The following is a 17816-nucleotide window of genomic DNA, read 5'->3' as shown; positions in this document are numbered from 1 at the left end:
GGCTCAAGCGCCGCCGCGGCCCTCACCCGCCACCGGCAGGCTCCACACCAGCCACAGTCCCAGCACGCTTTCGACCAGGTAGAACAGGCTCGATATGCCGTGCAGCATCCCGAAGCGGCTCGCGTATTCCGAATGGCCGACATCGGTGCCGGCCGCCTGGGCCGCCAGGCGCATCGCGTCCATGAAGGGTTCGATCGCGAAATAGCCGATCAGCACGCACAGCAGCATCGCGGCGACCAGCAGGCGCGAACGCCGGTAGGTAACATCGCCCGCGCGTACGCGCGCGTTGGCTATCAGCAGCATCAGCACGGCGCAGACCACACCGATCAGTCCCTCGATCCGGAACAGGCGCGCGGCCACACCGCCCGCGCTGGCGCGATCGAGCGCGACGAACAGTATCGGCGCAACCGCATAACCGATGGTCAGCAGGCTGCCGACCCAGATCGTGGTGAGAAGACGGAACAACCGGGGCGCATGGCGCATCGGATCGCTCCCGGCTCAGACGTAGCTGACCGAGATGATCTCGTACTCGCGCACGCCGCTGGGGGCCTGCACGGCGGCCACGTCGCCCTCGGACTTGCCGATCAGCGCACGCGCGATCGGCGAGCTGACCGAGATCAGGCCGTGGTCGATATCGGCTTCGTCGTCGCCGACGATCTGGTACTTCACCGTGTCGCCCGACTCGAGATCCTCGAGTTCGACGGTGGCGGCGAACACCACGCGGCCTTCCGCGTCGATCACGGACGGGTCGATCACCTGGGCGGCCGACAGCTTCGACTCGATCTCGGCAATCCGGCCCTCGATGAAACCCTGCTTTTCCTTGGCGGCGTCGTATTCGGCGTTTTCGGACAGATCGCCCTGCGCACGCGCTTCGGCGATCGCATTGATCACGGCCGGACGCTCGACCGATTTCAGGCGCTGCAACTCACTGCGGAGTTGTTCGGCGCCACGTTTGGTCAACGGAATGGTGCTCATAAAAACGGCTCAATAAACAAAAACGGGCATAAAAAAAATCACCGCGATTAAGCGCATTTCCGGGAACGCCGGAAACACCGCTTAATCGCGGCATGTGGTGCCTGGGAAAACCCGACGGCTTAGTTTAGGCGAGCATGAAGACCTTGTAAATCATAGACTTCGAGGTCCTTCAGGTAGCGCAGGCCTTCCACCGCCGCGCGCGCGCCCGACATGGTGGTGTAGTAGGTGACCTTCTGCGCCTGCGCGCTCATGCGGATCGAACGCGAGTCGGCGATCGCCGCGCGCGTCTCGTCGACGGTGGTGAACACCAGCGCGATCTCGCCGTTCTTGATCATGTCGACGATGTGCGGACGGCCGTCCTTCACCTTGTTGACGACCTTCACCGGCACGCCGGCCGCCTCGATCGCGGCGGCCGTGCCGCGCGTGGCGACGATCGGGTAGCCGAGGTCGTGCAGCATGCGCGCGACTTCGACCGCCTTGGGCTTGTCGGCATCCATCACCGTCAGCAGCACCGTGCCCGACTCGGGCAGGCGCGAGCCGGCCGCGAGCTGCGACTTGAACAGCGCTTCGCCGAAGGTACGGCCCACGCCCATCACTTCGCCGGTCGAACGCATTTCCGGTCCGAGCACCGGATCGACGGTCGGGAACTTGACGAACGGGAACACCGCCTCCTTGACGCTGAAGTAAGGCGGCTCGACTTCCTTGGTCACGCCCTGCGCGGCCAGCTTCTGGCCGACCATCGCGCGCGCGGCGATCTTCGCCAGCGGCAGGCTGGTGGCCTTCGACACGTAGGGAACGGTGCGCGAGGCGCGCGGGTTCACTTCCAGCACGTAGATGACGTCCTGCTTCGAGCCGTCCGCCTGCGGCACCTGCTGGATCGCGAACTGCACGTTCATCAGGCCCACCACGTTCAGCGCCTTGGCCATCGCGGCGGTCTGGCGCTTCAGCTCGAGCACGGTCTCCTTGGCCAGCGAGTACGGCGGCAGCGAGCAGGCCGAGTCGCCCGAGTGCACGCCCGCCTGTTCGATGTGCTCCATCACGCCGCCGATGAATACGGCCTCGCCGTCGCAGATGCAGTCCACGTCGCATTCGATCGCGTCGTTGAGGAAGCGGTCGAGCAGCACCGGCGAATCGTTCGAGACCTTCACGGCCTCGCGCATGTAGCGCTCGAGGTCGCGCGGCTCATGGACGATCTCCATGGCGCGGCCGCCCAGCACGTAGGACGGGCGCACCACCAGCGGGTAGCCGATCTCGGCGGCCAGCGCCAGCGCCTCGTCCTCGGCGCGCGCGGTGCGGTTCGGCGGCTGGCGCAGGCCCAGCTCCTGCAGCAGCTTCTGGAAGCGCTCGCGGTCCTCGGCGGCATCGATCATGTCCGGCGAGGTGCCGATGATCGGCACGCCCGCGGCCTCCAGGTCGAGCGCCAGCTTCAGCGGCGTCTGGCCGCCGTACTGGACGATCACGCCGACCGGCTTTTCCTTGTCGACCACTTCCAGCACGTCCTCGAGCGTGAGCGGCTCGAAGTAGAGACGGTCGGAGGTGTCGTAGTCGGTCGAGACCGTTTCCGGGTTGCAGTTGACCATGATGGTCTCGTAGCCGTCCTCGCGCATCGCCAGCGCCGCGTGCACGCAGCAGTAGTCGAACTCGATGCCCTGGCCGATCCGGTTCGGGCCGCCGCCCAGCACCATGATCTTCTTGTTGTCGGTCGGCTGCGCCTCGCACTCTTCCTCGTAGGTCGAGTACATGTAGGCGGTCTTGGTGGCGAACTCGGCCGCGCAGGTATCGACGCGCTTGTAGACCGGGCGCACGTTCAGCTCCAGGCGGCGCGCGCGCACCTCGGCGGGGCTCGCGGCCAGCAACTTCGCCAGGCGGCGATCCGAGAAGCCGCTCTGCTTCAGGAAGTAGAGCTCGTCCTTCGTGAGGCTCGCCAGCGTGCGACCGCCGAGCGCCTTCTCCTTCAGGATGATCTGCTCGATCTGGGCCAGGAACCACGGGTCGATCGCGGTTTCCTCGAAGATCTGCTGGGCCGACATGCCGACCCGGAACGCATCGCCGACATACCAGATCCGGTCCGGACCCGGCTCGCCGATCTCGCGCACGATCTCGTCGCGATCGACCGACTTCTCGTCGAGGCCGTCGACGCCGACTTCCAGGCCGCGCAGCGCCTTCTGGAACGATTCCTGGAAAGTCCGGCCGATCGCCATCACCTCGCCCACCGACTTCATCTGGGTGGTCAGGCGCGAATCGGCCTCGCGGAACTTCTCGAAGGCGAAACGCGGGATCTTGGTCACGACGTAATCGATGGTCGGCTCGAACGAGGCCGGCGTCTGGCCGCCCGTGATCTCGTTCTTCAGCTCGTCGAGCGTGTAGCCGATGGCGAGCTTGGCCGCCACCTTGGCGATCGGGAAGCCCGTGGCCTTCGAGGCCAGCGCCGAGGAACGCGACACGCGCGGGTTCATCTCGATCACCACCATGCGGCCGTCGTTCGGGTTGATCGCGAACTGCACGTTCGAACCGCCGGTGTCGACGCCGATCTCGCGCAGCACCGCCAGCGAGGCATTGCGCAGGATCTGGTATTCCTTGTCGGTGAGCGTCTGGGCCGGCGCGACGGTGATCGAGTCACCCGTGTGCACGCCCATCGGGTCGAGGTTCTCGATCGAGCAGACGATGATGCAGTTGTCCGCGCGGTCGCGAACCACTTCCATCTCGTATTCCTTCCAGCCCAGCAGCGATTCCTCGATCAGCAGCTCGCGCGTCGGAGAGAGGTCGAGGCCGCGCTTGCAGATTTCCTCGAATTCCTCGCGGTTGTAGGCGATGCCGCCGCCCGAGCCGCCCAGCGTGAAGGACGGGCGGATCACCGTCGGGTAGCCGCTGCCGCCGGTGATCGCGGCGATCTCGCCGTGCACCTTGAGCGCCTCTTCCATCGAATGCGCGATGCCCGACTTGGCCGAACCCAGGCCAATCTTGGTCATCGCGTCCTTGAACTTCTGGCGGTCTTCCGCCTTGTCGATCGCCTCGGGCGAGGCGCCGATCAGCTCGACCTGGTACTTCTCCAGCACGCCGTGGTGGTGCAGGTCGAGCGCGCAGTTCAGCGCGGTCTGGCCGCCCATGGTCGGCAGGATCGCGTCCGGGCGCTCCTTGGCGATGATGCGCTCCACCACTTCCCAGGTGATCGGCTCGATGTAGGTGACGTCGGCCGTGTTCGGGTCGGTCATGATCGTCGCCGGATTGCTGTTGACGAGGATGACCTTGTAGCCTTCCTCACGCAAGGCCTTGCATGCCTGCGCGCCCGAGTAGTCGAACTCGCACGCCTGGCCGATGATGATCGGGCCGGCGCCGATGATGAGGATGCTCTTGATGTCTGTGCGTTTTGGCATGGCTCGAGTATTCAAAAAGTAATCGTTAATGCGCTTGAGCGGCGGCTGCGTTCATCGGATCGTCGCGAAGGCGAGCTTGAGGCCGAAGCCGATGAACAGACTGCCCACGCCGCTGGCCGCGCCCGCCGCGAGCTTGCGGCGGCGGCGAAACTGTTCGGCAAGACGTGCGCCCGCGAAGATCAGCGTGCTCAGGTACAGGAAGCTCGTGAACTGCGAGATCGCGCCCAGCACGACGAAGGACACCACCGGGTAGCGGTAGCTCGGATCGACGAACTGGATGAAGAACGAGATGAAGAACAGGATCGCCTTCGGATTCAGCAGGCTGACGACCAGCGCTTTGCGGAACGGACGCTCGCCGTCCACGGTGCGCACGGGGGCCGTCGGCGCGGGGGCCGCGGTGCCGGCGCGCGAGGCGTGTAGCGCCCGCCAGCCGCCGCGCAGCATGCCGAAGCCGATGTAGAACAGGTAGGCGGCGCCGCCATATTTGACAACCGAGAACAGCAGCGGGTTGGCCTTGAGCAGCGAAGCGACGCCGGCCGCCGACAGCAGCATCAGCACCGCGTCGCCGACGAACACGCCGCAGGCCGCGCGATAACCGGCCTTGACCCCGCGCTGCGCCGCCAGCGACAGCACGTACATCGAATTCGGGCCGGGCAGCAGGATGATGAACACCACGCCGACGACGTAGGTCCAGAAATCCGTGATCCCGAGTGCATGTCCGAACATGATGTGCCGTCTCCGCTCGCTCAGGCGCTGCGCGCCTTCGCGGTTTCCATCAGCGAGGTGAAGCGATCGAACAGGTAGCCGATGTCGTGCGGGCCCGGCGAGGCTTCCGGGTGGCCCTGGAAGCAGAAGGCCGGCTTGTCGGTCAGCTCGAAGCCCTGCAGCGTGCCGTCGAACAGCGAGACGTGGGTGGCGCGCGCATTGGCCGGCAGCGAGTCGGCGTCGACCGCGAAACCGTGGTTCTGCGAGGTGATCACCACGCGGCCGTCGGTCAGGTCCTTCACCGGGTGGTTCGCGCCGTGGTGGCCGGTCTTCATCTTCAGCGTCTTGGCGCCGACCGCCAGGCCCATGATCTGGTGGCCCAGGCAGATGCCGAAGGTCGGCACGCCGCGCTCGATGAACTCCTTGGCGGCGGCGATCGCGTAGTCGCAAGGCTCCGGATCGCCGGGGCCGTTCGACAGGAACACGCCGTCCGGATTCAGCGCCAGCGCCTCGGCCGCGCTCGCCTGGGCGGGCAGCACCGTGACGTCGCAGCCGCGCTCGGCCAGCATGCGCAGGATGTTGTACTTGACGCCGAAATCGTAGGCGACGACCTTGAAGCGCGGCGCGCTCTGCTCGCCGTAGCCGCTGCCGAGGCGCCACTCGCTCTGCTTCCAGGCGAAAGGCTTGTCGGTCGAGACCACCTTCGCCAGATCCATGCCGGCCAGGCCCGGGAACGAGCGCGCCAGCTCGACCGCCTTGGCCTCGTCGTCGGAACCGGCCAGGATGCAGCCGTTCTGCGCGCCCTTGTCGCGCAGCACGCGGGTCAGCTTGCGGGTGTCGATGCCGGCGATCGCGACCACGCCTTCGTCGCGCAGGTAGTCGCCGAGCGTGCGGTCCATGCGGAAGTTGGACGCCAGCACCGGCAGGTCGCGGATGATCAGGCCGGCGGCGTGGACCTTGGTGGCTTCGACGTCTTCGCGGTTGACGCCGACATTACCGATGTGGGGATACGTGAGCGTTACGATCTGCCGCGCGTAGCTCGGGTCGGTCAGGATTTCCTGATAGCCGGTGATCGCGGTATTGAACACGACTTCGCCGATCGTATGGCCGGCCGCGCCAATCGAATAACCGCGAAACACCGTGCCGTCGGCGAGTGCGAGCAAGGCGGGAGAAAAAGACGGCAACACGGGAGGCTCCTTGGGGGACACCCTTGCTGCCGACCTGTCGACCTGCCGCGGCCGGTTCGCCTCACGGGAGGCGTTCGCCGGCGCTCGCTCGGCTCACCCGGACGACGCGCCGGACCTGCGCCGGCTCGATGGATCGGCAGGCTGCATTCGGCGGCGTCGCGTGCCGGGAGGCAGGCGGCGGAAGACGGGGATTTGGAGGTAGGCGCTAGGGTGCGGGGTTGAATTGCACAAACCTTCAAATTATAGCGTGAAACGGGACCTATCTCAAATCGGATCTACCCAGCCTTGTGTGACAAGGGTTTGACCGCCTGGCCCGGCGACATCGGCCGATTCCTCAACACCAGCCGGCGTCGAACGATTCGAGAGGGTCGAAACCACCGCGCCTGCCGCCCCGCCCCGCCTGCTTCAGCGACCTCAGGACGAGGGATGCTGCCCGGCCCCGATCCGCGCACGCCCCGGCAACACGTACCAGATCGCGCTGGCCAGTTGCAGCGCGACCAGCACGCCCCAGGCAGTCAGGTGCGCTGTGGCGGGATAGTGGCCGCCCAGCGTCGGCCATTGCGACAGCACCGCGCCGACCCCGACCTGGAAGCCGAAGATCAGCAGGAAGATCACCAGGGTCAGCGTGGTGTTGGCGCGACCGATCAGGTGCGAGGGGAAATGCTCGGCGAGGATCGCGTAGCTGAGGATGCCGATTCCGCCGAACGCGCCGTAGGCGGCCCACAGCACCACGGCCGGCAGCGGCGCGCGCAGCATGATCGCCAACTGGGTGAGCACGAAGCAGCCCATGCCGATCCCGCAGAAGGCATAGACCGACAGGCCGCGGCGTTCCAGCAGGCGCGCCGCCGCGCCGGTGCCGACGCTGCCCGCCATCATCGCCAGGCCGATCACCGACACCAGCGCGGCCGCCTCGCGCGGCGCCAGGCCCATCACGTCGCGCATCCAGGCGCCGACCCACAGCGACTGCATGGCGTAGAACACACCCTGCGTGAGCACCGAGAACGAGGCGATCTTCCAGAACGCCGGGCTCTTCAGGATGTGCCAGGTACCCTTGAACTGGCTGCCGATGCTGGCCTGGCGATGGGTGCGCGCGGCCTCCGGCGCGCCGAGCCAGATCAGCGCGGCCACCGCCACGGTAAACAGCACCAGCCCCGCGCAGACCGCGCGCCAGCCCACGAAGCCGAGCGTCCAGGCCAGCGGCGAGCCGACCGCCACGCCGCCGAAGCCGCCCACCGCCATCACGAAGCCGTTCACCATCGGCAGCCGCGCGATCGGGAAATGCTCGGCGATCGCCTTGAAGGCCGCGCCCAGGCAGACCGACACGCCGATCCCGATCAGCAGGCGCCCCGCCATCAGCGCGCCGATCCCGTGGCCGAGCCCGAACAGGCCGATGCCGGCCGCCGAGAACAGCAGCATCGCGGCCGTCACTCGGCGCGGGCCGTAATGGTCGAGCAGCACGCCGGCCGGGATCTGCGCGCCGGCGAAGCCGAGGAAATAGAGACTGGTCAGCAGCCCGAGATCGGCGGCCGACAGGCCGAGCTCGTGCGTGATCAGCGGCGCGAAGCCGAGATTGACGCCCCGGAACACGTAGGAAACGAAATACCCGATCGAAAACAGCGCGAACACGCGCAGCTGGACGGAAGACATGCGGCTTACCTCGAATGCGCCGCGCGCGATGGCGCGCGGCCGACCCAAAACGAAAACGCCGTCACCTCGGTGACGGCGTGCGGGCGGATCATAAGCGACGCGCGGCGGATCGGGCGCAATGCCCCCGCTCGCGCGGCGACCGAATCGCGTTACTTCTTCTTGCTCTTGTTCGAGGCGGTCTTGGCAGCCGGCTTGGCACCCTTCGCGGCGGCCGGCTTGGCGGCGGCCTTGGCCGGCGCGGCGCGCCCACCGCGCTTGCTGGCCTTGCCGCCGGTATGCAGGCTGGCGCGTTCGACGCGTGCGCCGCCCGTCGAGGTGGCGATCCGCTGCGGACCCGGCTCGGCCGGCACCGCGCGGCCCACCGGCACGTGTAGCACCAGGGTCTGGCCCGGGCTGACCTGGTCGCGCCGCGTGCGGTTCCAGGCCTTCAACTGTCCGATCGACACGCCATAGCGGCTCGCCACCGCAGCCATCGACTGCGAGCGGCGCACCCGGATCAGCATCTTGCGCGTGTCCGGCACGTCCGGCTCCATCGCCAGCACGGCATTCTCGGCGACGTCGGCACTGACGTCCTCGTCGTCGTCGCCGCCGCGCGGCACCACGATGGTCGAGCCCGGCTTCAGGCGCATCCCGGCGGGGATCTTGTTGACGGCCATCAGCGTGTCGGCGTCGACGCCGATCTTCTCCGCGATCGCCGCCGGGCGCGCGCGCTCGGTGACGGTATAGGTGGTCCAGCTCGACAGCTGGCCATCGTAGGACTTCAGGCCCTTCTCGAACTGCGAGGCATTGTCGAACGGCAGCAGGATCTGCGGCTGGGTCGCGCCGAGGATCACCGGCTTCGAGAACGAGGGGTTGAGCGCCTTGAACTCCTCGAGCGACAGGCCCGCGAGCTGCGCGGCCATCTTCACGTCGATGTCGTGCGAGGTGGTGACCGTGACGAAATACGGGTGGTTCGGGATGTCGGGCAGGCTCAGGCCGTACTGCTGCGGATTGGCGATGATGTTCTTGACCGCCTGCAGCTTGGGCACGTAGTTGCGCGTCTCGTTCGGCATGCGCAGGCTCTGGTAGTCGGTCGGCAGGCCGGCCGCCTGGTTGCGCGCGATCGCGCGCTGCACGTTGCCCTCGCCCCAGTTGTAGGCCGCCAGCGCCAGGTACCAGTCGCCGAACATGTCATGCAGGCGCGACAGGTAGTCGAGCGCGGCGCTGGTCGAGGCCAGCACGTCGCGGCGCTCGTCCTGCCACATGTTCTGCTTGAGGTTGTAGGTGCGGCCGGTACCGGGAATGAACTGCCACATGCCGGCCGCCTTGGCCACCGACAGCGCCTGCGGGTTGTAGGCCGACTCGATGAAGGGCAGCAGCGCCAGCTCGGTCGGCATGTTGCGTGCCTCGAGCTCCTCGACGATGTGATAGAGGTACTTCTGCGAGCGCTCGGTCATGCGCTGCACGTAGTCGGGACGCTCGGTGTACCAGGTCGTCTGCATGTCGACCAGGTCGCTCTGCAGGTCGGGCATCTGGAAGCCGCGGCGGATGCGCGCCCACAGGTCGGTGTCCTTGGTGGTCAGGTCGCCGACCGACTGCTTGTCGACGTCGACGGTTTCCTTGGAGGTGGCGGACTTGCGGAGAAAATCGGAGGCGGCTTGCGGGTCGGAAGCGGCGGCGGTGGGGGCGGTCGGCCCCGGGCTGGCACAGGCTGCCAGCAACAGGACCAATAGCGCACTGATCAGGAATCGCATGTAAATCTCGGCTTCCAACGGCTGGAAATTGCAGGCGATAGTAAGGTAGGCGCGCGCATCGCGTCAATAAAAACGCCTAAAAATGCAGATAAATCCTATATTTGGGGCGCATTCTCCAGATTCCGCTTGAGCATCTGCCTGCCGCCTTCAGGGATTTACCGTACGTCGCCTCGGCGGGCCGTGGGACCCGCTCGGTCGCGCGCTCCCGCCCGAGGCCGCGCGAGTCCCGATGATGCGCGCCTTATGCGCCGGGGAAGGTGAAGAATTGTTGCGGCAGGCGGCGGGATCGCGCGCCCCGCGCCGGTCGGGGCGCGGCGCGAGCGCGGCGGAACCATGTGGAACGAAGCAGGACCGGCAGCAACGGCTGCCGACGGGATCAGCGGAAGCGGTTCTTCCACTCCCGCATCAGCGTGAAGGCGGCCAGCCGGTCGGCCGGGGCCTCGTGCAGTTCGGCCTCGAGGGTGGCCGCGATCGCGGCGCTGTCGGCACGCAGGAAGGGGTTGACGGCGCGCTCGTGCGCGATGGTGGTCGGCAGGGTCGGCTCGCCGCGCGCGCGGCGCGCCGAGGCATCGTCGCGCCAGGCCGCCAGCGCGGCATTGTCGGGCTCGCAGGCGAGCGCGAAGCGGATGTTGGAGAGCGTGTACTCGTGCGCGCAGTGCACCTGGGTCTCGCCGGGCAACGCGGCCAGCGCGTCGAGCGAGGCCAGCATCTGGGCCGGGGTGCCTTCGAACAGGCGGCCGCAGCCGCAGGAGAACAGCGTGTCGCCGCAGAACAGGTGCGGCGCCGGATGGCCTGCACCGGCCGCCTGGAAATAGGCGATATGGCCGCGCGTGTGGCCCGGCACGTCCAACACCTCGAACTCGAGCGCGGGCTTGCCGATACGCACGCGCGAGCCGCCCGCGAGCGGCTCGCTGACCTGGGCGATGTCCTCGCCCGCCGGCCCGTAGACGGGCACCGGGCCGGCGTCGGCGGCATGCGCGAGCAACTCGGCCACACCGCCGACGTGGTCGGCATGGTGGTGGGTGAGTAGAATAGCGGCTAGCCGCCAGCCCCTTGCCTCGAGATATCGCCGCACCGGGGCGGCGTCGCCCGGATCGACGGCGACCGCGTCGCTGCCATCCGACACGAGCCAGATATAGTTGTCCTCAAATGCCGGCACCGGCACGTATTCCAGCTCGTTCATGGGCGCGCACTCATCGATATGTCAGACCGTCCGATTATAGACTGGCCCGCCTGGAGCGCCTCGCCGCCCGGCCGCTACGTGCTCGAGTGGGAACAGGCCCAGCTCGACCGCGTGGTGTCCGACGTGTTCGGCTTCCACGCCTTGCAACTGGGCCTGCCGCAACTCGATTCGCTGCGCGAGAACCGCATGCCCGGCCGCGGTCTCGTGCTGGACCCGGCCAGTGGCGCCAGCGCGCCGTTCCGCTATCCCTGGGCGGGCGACCCGCCGGGCCCGCATCACGCGCCGTCCGGGCGCAGCACCGTCTGGTGCGACCTGCTCGAGCTGCCGTTCGAATCGCAGAGCGTCGACCTGATCGTGATGCCGCACACGCTGGAATTCACCGCCGACCCGCACGGCCTGTTGCGCGAGGTCGAGCGGGTGCTGATGCCGGAAGGCCGGCTGGTGATCACGGGCTTCAACTCCCTGAGCCTGTGGGGCGCCCGGCAGTCGGTCGGGCGCATCGCCAACCGGCCCTTCGTGCCGACCGCGCGCGACCCGATCGCCTTCATCCGCCTCAAGGACTGGATGAAGCTGCTCGGCTTCGACATCGAGCGCGGCCGCTTCGGCTGCTACCGCCCGCCGCTGGCCACCGACAAGTGGATGGCGCGCTACGCCTTCATGGAGGCCGCCGGCGACCGCTGGTGGCCGATCTTCGGCGCGGTCTACATGGTCACCGCGGTCAAGCGCGTGCGCGAAATGCGGCTGGTCGGCCCGATCCGGGTCCGCAAGCCCGTGCGCGCGCCCGGCCTCGCGCCCGCCGCCACCCCCACCACCCATCAAGAGCATTCATGACGTTGCAATCGATCGATATCTATACCGACGGCGCCTGCAAGGGCAATCCCGGCCCCGGCGGCTGGGGCGCCCTGCTGCGCTTCGGCGACCAGGAAAAGGAACTGTTCGGCGGCGAGCCCGGCACCACCAACAACCGCATGGAGCTGCTGGCCGTGATCAAGGCGCTCGAGGCGCTCAAGCGCCGCTGCCACGTGGTCGTGCACACCGATTCGCAATACGTGCAGAAAGGCATCAGCGAGTGGATCCACGGCTGGAAGAAAAAAGGCTGGGTGACCGCGGCGAAGACGCCGGTCAAGAATGCCGATCTCTGGAAGCGGCTCGACGAGCTGGTGGTCGGCCACGAGATCGAATGGCGCTGGGTCAAGGGCCATGCCGGCCACGCCGAGAACGAGCGCGCCGACGCGCTCGCCAACCGCGGCGTCGAATCGCTGTCGCAGCAGGCCTGAGCGGCCCGCGCCCCTTGCCCAGCCTCTTGCCCTCACACGCCGGCCCCCGCGCCGGCCATCCTGAAGAACACCCATGCGCCAGATCATCCTCGATACCGAAACCACCGGCCTGAACGCCCGCACCGGCGACCGCATCATCGAAATCGGCTGCGTGGAAATGCTCAACCGCCGGCTGACCGGCAACAACCTGCATTTCTACGTGAATCCGGAGCGCGACAGCGATCCGGGCGCGCTGGCCGTGCACGGCCTGACCACCGAATTCCTCAGCGACAAGCCGAAGTTCGCCGAGGTCGCCCATGCGATCTGCGATTTCGTGCGCGGCGCCGAGCTGATCATCCACAACGCGCCCTTCGACATCGGCTTCATCGACGCCGAGTTCGAGCGCGTCGGCCTGCCGCCGCTGAACCAGCACTGCGACGGCGTGATCGACACGCTGGTGCAGGCCAAGCAGATGTTCCCCGGCAAGCGCAACTCGCTCGACGCGCTGTGCGACCGGTTCGGCATCAGCAACGCGCACCGCACGCTGCACGGCGCGCTGCTCGACTCGGAGCTGCTCGCCGAGGTCTACCTGGCGATGACGCGCGGCCAGGAAAGCCTGGTGATCGACATGCTCGGCGACGGCGACGACGAGGGTGGCGCGAGCGGCACGGCGCGCGTCTCGCTGGCCACGCTGGCGCTGCCGGTGCTGGCCGCCAGCGAGGACGAGCTGGCCGCGCACCTGGCGCAGCTCGACGATCTCGACAAGTCGGTCAAGGGCGCCTGCGTCTGGCGCAAGGAAGACGCGCCGGCCGCCTGACGGCGGCTGCGCATCGCGAGTGGCCGCCGCCCGGGCGGCCCTCGGTCGAATCCGCCGGCCCGGCGATATCGGGCAGCCGGCCGCTGCAGTCGCTCAGCCGCGCGGCTGCAGCGCGATCACCGCCATCCCGGCCAGCGCCAGCGCGGCGCCGGCCACGTCCCAGCGCGTCAGCGGCACGCCGTCCACCACCCGCAGCCAGGCCAGCGCCACCGCGATATAGACCCCGCCGTAAGCGGCATAGATGCGCCCCGCCGCCGACGGATGCAGGGTCAGCATCCAGGCGAACAGCGCCAGCGAGACCGCCGCGGGCAGGTACAGCCAGGCACTGCGCCCGCCCTTGAGCACCAGCCAGGGCAGATAGCAGCCGGCGATCTCGGCCAGCGCGGTGAGGACGAACAATCCTCCGATCCTGAACAATTCGGGCATGACCTTGGATGCGGCCGAGGCGCGACCGCGCAATGAATGAACGGGAAGAAAAAACGGGGTCATCGTACCCGGGAACGGGTGATGCCACGCGCGAGCGCGTCAGCGCCGCGCATTCCCGCCGAGCCCCGCGGCACGGGGATCGCGCCGCCAATTTGCACGATCTCCTGCCATTGTGCTAACATGGCGCCTCTTTCATTTATCTATTTCGTTCATTTAGCTTTTCGCAACGAGCGTCCGCGGTCCTCCGCCCTCGCCCCGTCGCACGAAATATCGATCACAGGCAGCGTGTCCGTTCCGGGCATCCTCGCTTCGTTTCAACGCCCTTAACAGGGTTCGTTACCGGTCGCAGGCGCCACGCCGCGCACCGGTCGCCGTCGGTCCCCCTTGTCAGGCCAGCCCGGCGGCAATCTCATGAGCGCATCGACGCGGCGGCCACAGGCGCGCCGCACGCGGCCCCTTTCCGAGCTCCGGCGTCCCGTGCGCCCGACGTTTCCGTGCCGCCACGCCGCTGCGCTCCCCGGCAAACCGTGGCGATGTCCGCGCCTTCCCGCGCCGCCGTCGTCCGCTGTCAAAGGAGCCTTTATCTTGACCGCCTCACACGTCAGCCCTTCCGCTGTCTCTTCCGCTAGCGCGTCGTCCGTCGACGCCCCCGTCACGGTCAACGACATCACCGTGGTCGACCAGTCCCTGCTCAAGCGCGCGGTGCGCGCGATGGCCATCGGCAATGCGATGGAATGGTTCGATTTCGGCGTCTACAGCTACATCGCCGTGACGCTCGGCCAGGTGTTCTTCCCCTCGAGCAATCCTTCCGCGCAGTTGCTGGCCACCTTCGGCACCTTCGCGGCCGCCTTCCTGGTGCGCCCGCTGGGCGGCATGGTGTTCGGCCCGCTGGGCGACCGCATCGGCCGCCAGCGCGTGCTCGCCATGACCATGATCCTGATGGCGCTCGGCACCTTCTCGATCGGCCTGATTCCCGGCTACGACTCGATCGGCATCATGGCGCCGGTGCTGCTGCTGGTCGCGCGCCTGGTGCAGGGCTTCTCGACCGGCGGCGAATACGGCGGCGCGGCCACCTTCATCGCCGAGTTCTCGACCGACAAGCGCCGCGGCTTCATGGGCAGCTTCCTCGAGTTCGGCACCCTGATCGGCTACGTGATGGGCGCCGGCGTGGTGGCCCTGCTCAGCGCCCTGCTCTCGCACGAAGCGCTGCTGTCCTGGGGCTGGCGCGTGCCCTTCCTGGTGGCCGGCCCGCTCGGCCTGATCGGGCTGTACATCCGCATGAAGCTGGAAGAGACGCCGGCCTTCAAGCGCCAGGCCGAGCTGCGCGAGGCGCAGGACAAGGCGATGCCGAAGGTCAATTTCCGCGAGACGCTCGGCCGCCACTGGCGCGCCATGCTGCTCTGCGTGGGCCTGGTGTTGATCTTCAACGTCACCGACTACATGGCGCTGTCCTACCTGCCGAGCTACCTGTCCTCGACGCTGCACTTCGACGAGTCGCACGGCCTGATGCTGGTGCTGCTGGTGATGGTGCTGATGATGCCGATGACGCTGGCCGCCGGCCGCCTGTCCGACCTGGTGGGCCGCAAGCCGGTGATGCTGGCCGGCTGTATCGGCCTGCTGGCGCTGTCGATCCCGGCGCTGATGCTGATCCGCACCGGCGAGATGCTGCCCGTGTTCGGCGGCCTGCTGATCCTCGGCGTGCTGCTGTCCTGCTTCTGCGGGGTGATGCCCTCGGCGCTGCCGGCGCTGTTCCCGACCGAGATCCGCTACGGCGCACTGGCGATCGGCTTCAATATCTCGGTCTCGCTGTTCGGCGGCACCACGCCGCTGGTCACCGCCTGGCTGGTGGACCGCACCGGCAACCTGATGATGCCGGCCTATTACTTGATGGGGGCGGCCGTGATCGGCGCGATCTCGGTGCTCTCGCTGCGCGAGACGGCGCGCCAGCCGCTCAAGGGCTCCCCGCCGGCGGTCGCCTCGCGCCGCGAAGCCCATGCGCTGGTGCGCGAGCTGCGCGAACGCGCCGACGAGGATGCCGACAAGGGCTACCCGGAAGTCTCGGCGGCCCGCGCCTGAGGCTGCGGCGGGGGCTAGGCTCCCGCCGCCGGCAATCCCGATACACCGCGTCGACCTCGCCGGTCGGCGCGGTTTTTTTATTGGCTGCCGCCCCGCCGCTTCATCCTTTTCCTTTGCGCCCAAAAACGAACACCCCCGCCGAGGCGGGGGTGTCTGTCGTCCTGCGTCCCGAGCGGCGCGGCGGCGAGCCGCCGCCGCATCAATGCACGGCGCAGTGGCAGTTGCGGCAGGCCAGGCAGTCGATCAGCGAACGCGAGCGCTCGACCGCCGCGCGCACGCCGCGGCCCGCCACCACGAAGCCGACCTGCCCGAGATTGAAGTCGAGCGTCACCATCAGTTGCATCAGCGAGACCATCGGCAGCACGACGGACGGGTGATACAGGCGATTTTCGATCAGGGTTCTCATGGCGGGCTCCGGCGGACGATGGTTGGGCGACGGAGTGAATTCTACGGAGCGGCCGCCGGCGGATAAACCTGCCGGCGCCGAAGTCACTTGTTTGCCCGGCAGAACAATCGCCGTGCCTGCCGCGGGTGGCCGCGGCCCTGCCCGATCAGTCCAGCGGCGTGCCGGCGAACTCGGGCAGTGCCTCGGCACGCGCCGACAGCGCGGCGATGCTCGGGTAACGCTCGGCGTCGGCCGCGGCCAGGGCCGGGTGGTCGGGCCGCACGTACTGCGTGAAGCGCCAGACCACCGCCAGCGTCACGTCGGCCTGGGTGATGCGCTCGCCGAGCAGCCAGCCGGTGGTGCCGAGCACGCGCGCCTCGAGCGCGGCGTAGGCGCCGTCGAGCTGCTGCACGACCCGGTCGAGCCAGGGCTGGTGCAGCTTCTCGTCGGGCCGCAGGCCGCATTCGTAGACCACCTGCACGGTCTTCTCGGCCGCCGCCAGGGCGAGGCCGATCAGTTCCAGCGAGCGCAGCCGCGCGGCGGCATCCACCGGCAGCAGGCGCCGCTGCGGCTCGACCAGGTGGTCCAGGTAGTCGCAGATCAGCGAGGAGTCGAGCACCATGGTGCCGTCGTCGGTCAACAGCGTGGGCGCCTTGACCACCGGGTTCACGGCCCTGAATTCGTCGAAATGGCGAAACACCGACAGCGGCTGGTGCTCGAACGACAGCCCGAGCAGCTTGGCCGACACGGCGGCGCGACGAACGTAGGGCGAATCCAGCATTCCGATCAGCTTCATCTGAGTCTCACTCGGTTGACGGCGGGACCGACGACTGTAACAGCGTCTAGCGGCCCGGCGCCAGTGCCGGCACCTTCAGGAAGACCGGGAAGGCCTCGCCCCGTCGATTCAGCAGGCGGCCAGCCAGTCGGCCAACGAGGGCCACAGGCCGCGATTGTCGTCGCGGAAATAACCGGCCTGGCCGATCGGGGCGTGCCCCGGATGCGGGGCGATCCAGCGCGACTCGACCTCGGCATGGATGAATTGCCGGTGCAGCGCACTGACGGCCGCCGGGGGCGCCAGGGGATCGTCCTCGATCGCATAGGCCAGGAGTGGGCCGCGATAGGCCTCGAAACCGGCGCGCGCCGCCGACCCCGCCGCATCCAGGTCGCCGCCCGCCTGCCGGCAGCCGCGCGCCCAGTCGCGCGCGATGCCCGCCGGCACGTCGGCCTCGGCGCCGAGCAGCAGCCGGCCCGGCACGCGCGACAGCAGCCGCCCGGCCAACGGCACCGTCAGGTAACCGGCCAGCGCCAGCCGGATCCCGGCCAGGCCGCGCGCGTCGCCGCGATAGGCGGTGCCGGCCGCGATCGTGACGATGCCCGACAACTGGCCCAGGTTCGGCGCGAGACCGAGCAGCCGTCCCCCCGTGGCATGGCCGACGGCGAACTGACGCGCCTCGGGCAGCCGCGCGGCGAGGCAGTCGAGCGCGGCCGGCAGGTCGGCCTCGCCCCACTGCCGCAGCCGCACGCGATCGGCGTCGCCCACCGCGGTGCGCGAGCCGCCGATGCCGCGGTTGTCGTAGCTCAGCACGCTGAAGCCGGCTTCGGCCAGGAAGCGCGCGAACGCGTCGTAACGCGCGCGCGGCGTGCCCAGCGCGCTGTTGATCAGCACCGCGCGCCGGTTCGATACGGGGGGAATATGGAGCGAGCCCGTCAACGGTCGTCCGTCGCGTGCCGCGAACTGGAGAGTCTCGACCGTGATCGCCATCGTCTGCCTCGTCGTGGGAGCGGCTATTGTGCAAGCGAACGCGCAGGCCGCCAACTGCGTCGTCGCGCCGTTCCGGCGGGCCGCGCCGCAGCATCGCGCGGCACGGGCGGGCCGGTGTCTGTCCGGTCCGTCGAACGGTCTGCCATTATGGTGCCGGATCGAAACGGCGCGACGATGAAGAGGCGGCGCCGGCACCGACCGGCTTGGCGGCGGCGCATCGGGTTTCGCATGCGCGCGTGCCGGCCGTCATGTGCCGCAAGACGTGATCCCGCTCGCCGACGGCGGCCCGG

At 68.4% G+C, this 17816-nt stretch carries 17 protein-coding genes; 5 read left to right on the top strand and 12 right to left on the bottom strand.

Annotated features, from left to right (window positions below; translation table 11 throughout):
* Nucleotides 1-3 precede the first annotated feature (3 nt).
* The 8 genes from BM43_RS30045 to gloB form a co-directional block, all read right to left on the bottom strand.
* Entirely contained in the window at nt 4-483 is a 480-nt protein-coding gene (locus tag BM43_RS30045; protein ID WP_013697362.1) for a DUF4149 domain-containing protein, read from the bottom strand.
* Between the two features lie 15 nt (nt 484-498).
* Nucleotides 499-975 (bottom strand): transcription elongation factor GreA, encoded by a 477-nt coding sequence (greA, locus tag BM43_RS30040; protein ID WP_036034079.1) that lies wholly within the window; start codon nt 973-975, stop codon nt 499-501.
* A 119-nt stretch (nt 976-1094) separates the two neighbouring features.
* Nucleotides 1095-4349, bottom strand: coding sequence for a carbamoyl-phosphate synthase large subunit (gene carB, locus BM43_RS30035; RefSeq protein WP_036052039.1), 3255 nt, complete (start codon nt 4347-4349; stop codon nt 1095-1097).
* A 51-nt stretch (nt 4350-4400) separates the two neighbouring features.
* Nucleotides 4401-5075: a leucine efflux protein LeuE gene (leuE, locus tag BM43_RS30030; protein WP_036052040.1), complete on the bottom strand. Its 675-nt coding sequence runs from the start codon at nt 5073-5075 to the stop codon at nt 4401-4403.
* Between the two features lie 20 nt (nt 5076-5095).
* A complete protein-coding gene (gene carA / locus BM43_RS30025) occupies nt 5096-6241 on the bottom strand; it encodes a glutamine-hydrolyzing carbamoyl-phosphate synthase small subunit (protein ID WP_036034087.1) in 1146 nt (381 codons plus the stop codon).
* 414 nt (nt 6242-6655) lie between these two features.
* Entirely contained in the window at nt 6656-7888 is a 1233-nt protein-coding gene (locus BM43_RS30020) for an MFS transporter (RefSeq protein ID WP_036053606.1), read from the bottom strand.
* A 149-nt stretch (nt 7889-8037) separates the two neighbouring features.
* Nucleotides 8038-9621, bottom strand: coding sequence for a transglycosylase SLT domain-containing protein (locus BM43_RS30015; protein ID WP_080742026.1), 1584 nt, complete (start codon nt 9619-9621; stop codon nt 8038-8040).
* A gap of 376 nt (nt 9622-9997) precedes the next feature.
* Nucleotides 9998-10804, bottom strand: coding sequence for a hydroxyacylglutathione hydrolase (gene gloB / locus BM43_RS30010; RefSeq protein WP_036052042.1), 807 nt, complete (start codon nt 10802-10804; stop codon nt 9998-10000).
* A gap of 18 nt (nt 10805-10822) precedes the next feature.
* Here gloB and BM43_RS30005 point away from each other — a divergent pair, with 18 nt between their 5' ends.
* The 3 genes from BM43_RS30005 (at nt 10823) to dnaQ (ending at nt 12877) form a co-directional block, all read left to right on the top strand.
* Nucleotides 10823-11635, top strand: coding sequence for a class I SAM-dependent methyltransferase (locus BM43_RS30005; RefSeq protein ID WP_036052043.1), 813 nt, complete (start codon nt 10823-10825; stop codon nt 11633-11635).
* Complete coding sequence (gene rnhA, locus BM43_RS30000) at nt 11632-12081, top strand: ribonuclease HI (protein WP_013697353.1); 450 nt, start codon at nt 11632-11634, stop codon at nt 12079-12081. The genes BM43_RS30005 and rnhA overlap by 4 nt, the downstream gene beginning before the upstream one ends.
* Nucleotides 12082-12154: 73 nt before the next feature.
* Nucleotides 12155-12877 carry a DNA polymerase III subunit epsilon gene (gene dnaQ / locus BM43_RS29995; RefSeq protein WP_036034099.1) on the top strand — a complete coding sequence of 241 codons (723 nt, stop codon included), beginning with the start codon at nt 12155-12157 and terminating at the stop codon, nt 12875-12877.
* Nucleotides 12878-12970: 93 nt separating this feature from the next.
* Here the strand turns inward: dnaQ and BM43_RS29990 are convergent, their stop codons facing one another.
* On the bottom strand, nt 12971-13303 hold the full coding sequence (locus BM43_RS29990) for a YnfA family protein (protein ID WP_036053609.1): 333 nt from the start codon (nt 13301-13303) through the stop codon (nt 12971-12973).
* A gap of 585 nt (nt 13304-13888) precedes the next feature.
* On the opposite strand from BM43_RS29990, the gene proP reads away from it, so the two are divergent.
* Nucleotides 13889-15379: a glycine betaine/L-proline transporter ProP gene (gene proP, locus BM43_RS29985; protein WP_013697350.1), complete on the top strand. Its 1491-nt coding sequence runs from the start codon at nt 13889-13891 to the stop codon at nt 15377-15379.
* Between the two features lie 199 nt (nt 15380-15578).
* On the opposite strand, the gene BM43_RS29980 is transcribed toward proP, so the two are convergent.
* From BM43_RS29980 to BM43_RS29970, 3 genes are all read right to left on the bottom strand, one after another.
* Nucleotides 15579-15785, bottom strand: coding sequence for a hypothetical protein (locus BM43_RS29980; RefSeq protein ID WP_013697349.1), 207 nt, complete (start codon nt 15783-15785; stop codon nt 15579-15581).
* 145 nt (nt 15786-15930) lie between these two features.
* Nucleotides 15931-16560: a glutathione S-transferase family protein gene (locus tag BM43_RS29975; RefSeq protein WP_036052044.1), complete on the bottom strand. Its 630-nt coding sequence runs from the start codon at nt 16558-16560 to the stop codon at nt 15931-15933.
* A 108-nt stretch (nt 16561-16668) separates the two neighbouring features.
* Entirely contained in the window at nt 16669-17526 is an 858-nt protein-coding gene (locus tag BM43_RS29970; RefSeq protein WP_036052045.1) for an alpha/beta hydrolase family protein, read from the bottom strand.
* Between BM43_RS29970 and BM43_RS40895 the strand changes: the two genes are divergently transcribed.
* Nucleotides 17516-17704 (top strand): hypothetical protein, encoded by a 189-nt coding sequence (locus BM43_RS40895; protein ID WP_144417704.1) that lies wholly within the window; start codon nt 17516-17518, stop codon nt 17702-17704. The two genes, BM43_RS29970 and BM43_RS40895, sit on opposite strands and share 11 nt — an antisense overlap.
* Nucleotides 17705-17816: the final 112 nt, after the last annotated feature.

This window comes from Burkholderia gladioli (genome assembly GCF_000959725.1).
In the GTDB taxonomy this organism is placed as follows: domain Bacteria; phylum Pseudomonadota; class Gammaproteobacteria; order Burkholderiales; family Burkholderiaceae; genus Burkholderia; species Burkholderia gladioli.
Note: the sequence above shows the minus strand (reverse complement) of the source record. Positions and strands in the feature narration are given on the sequence as shown.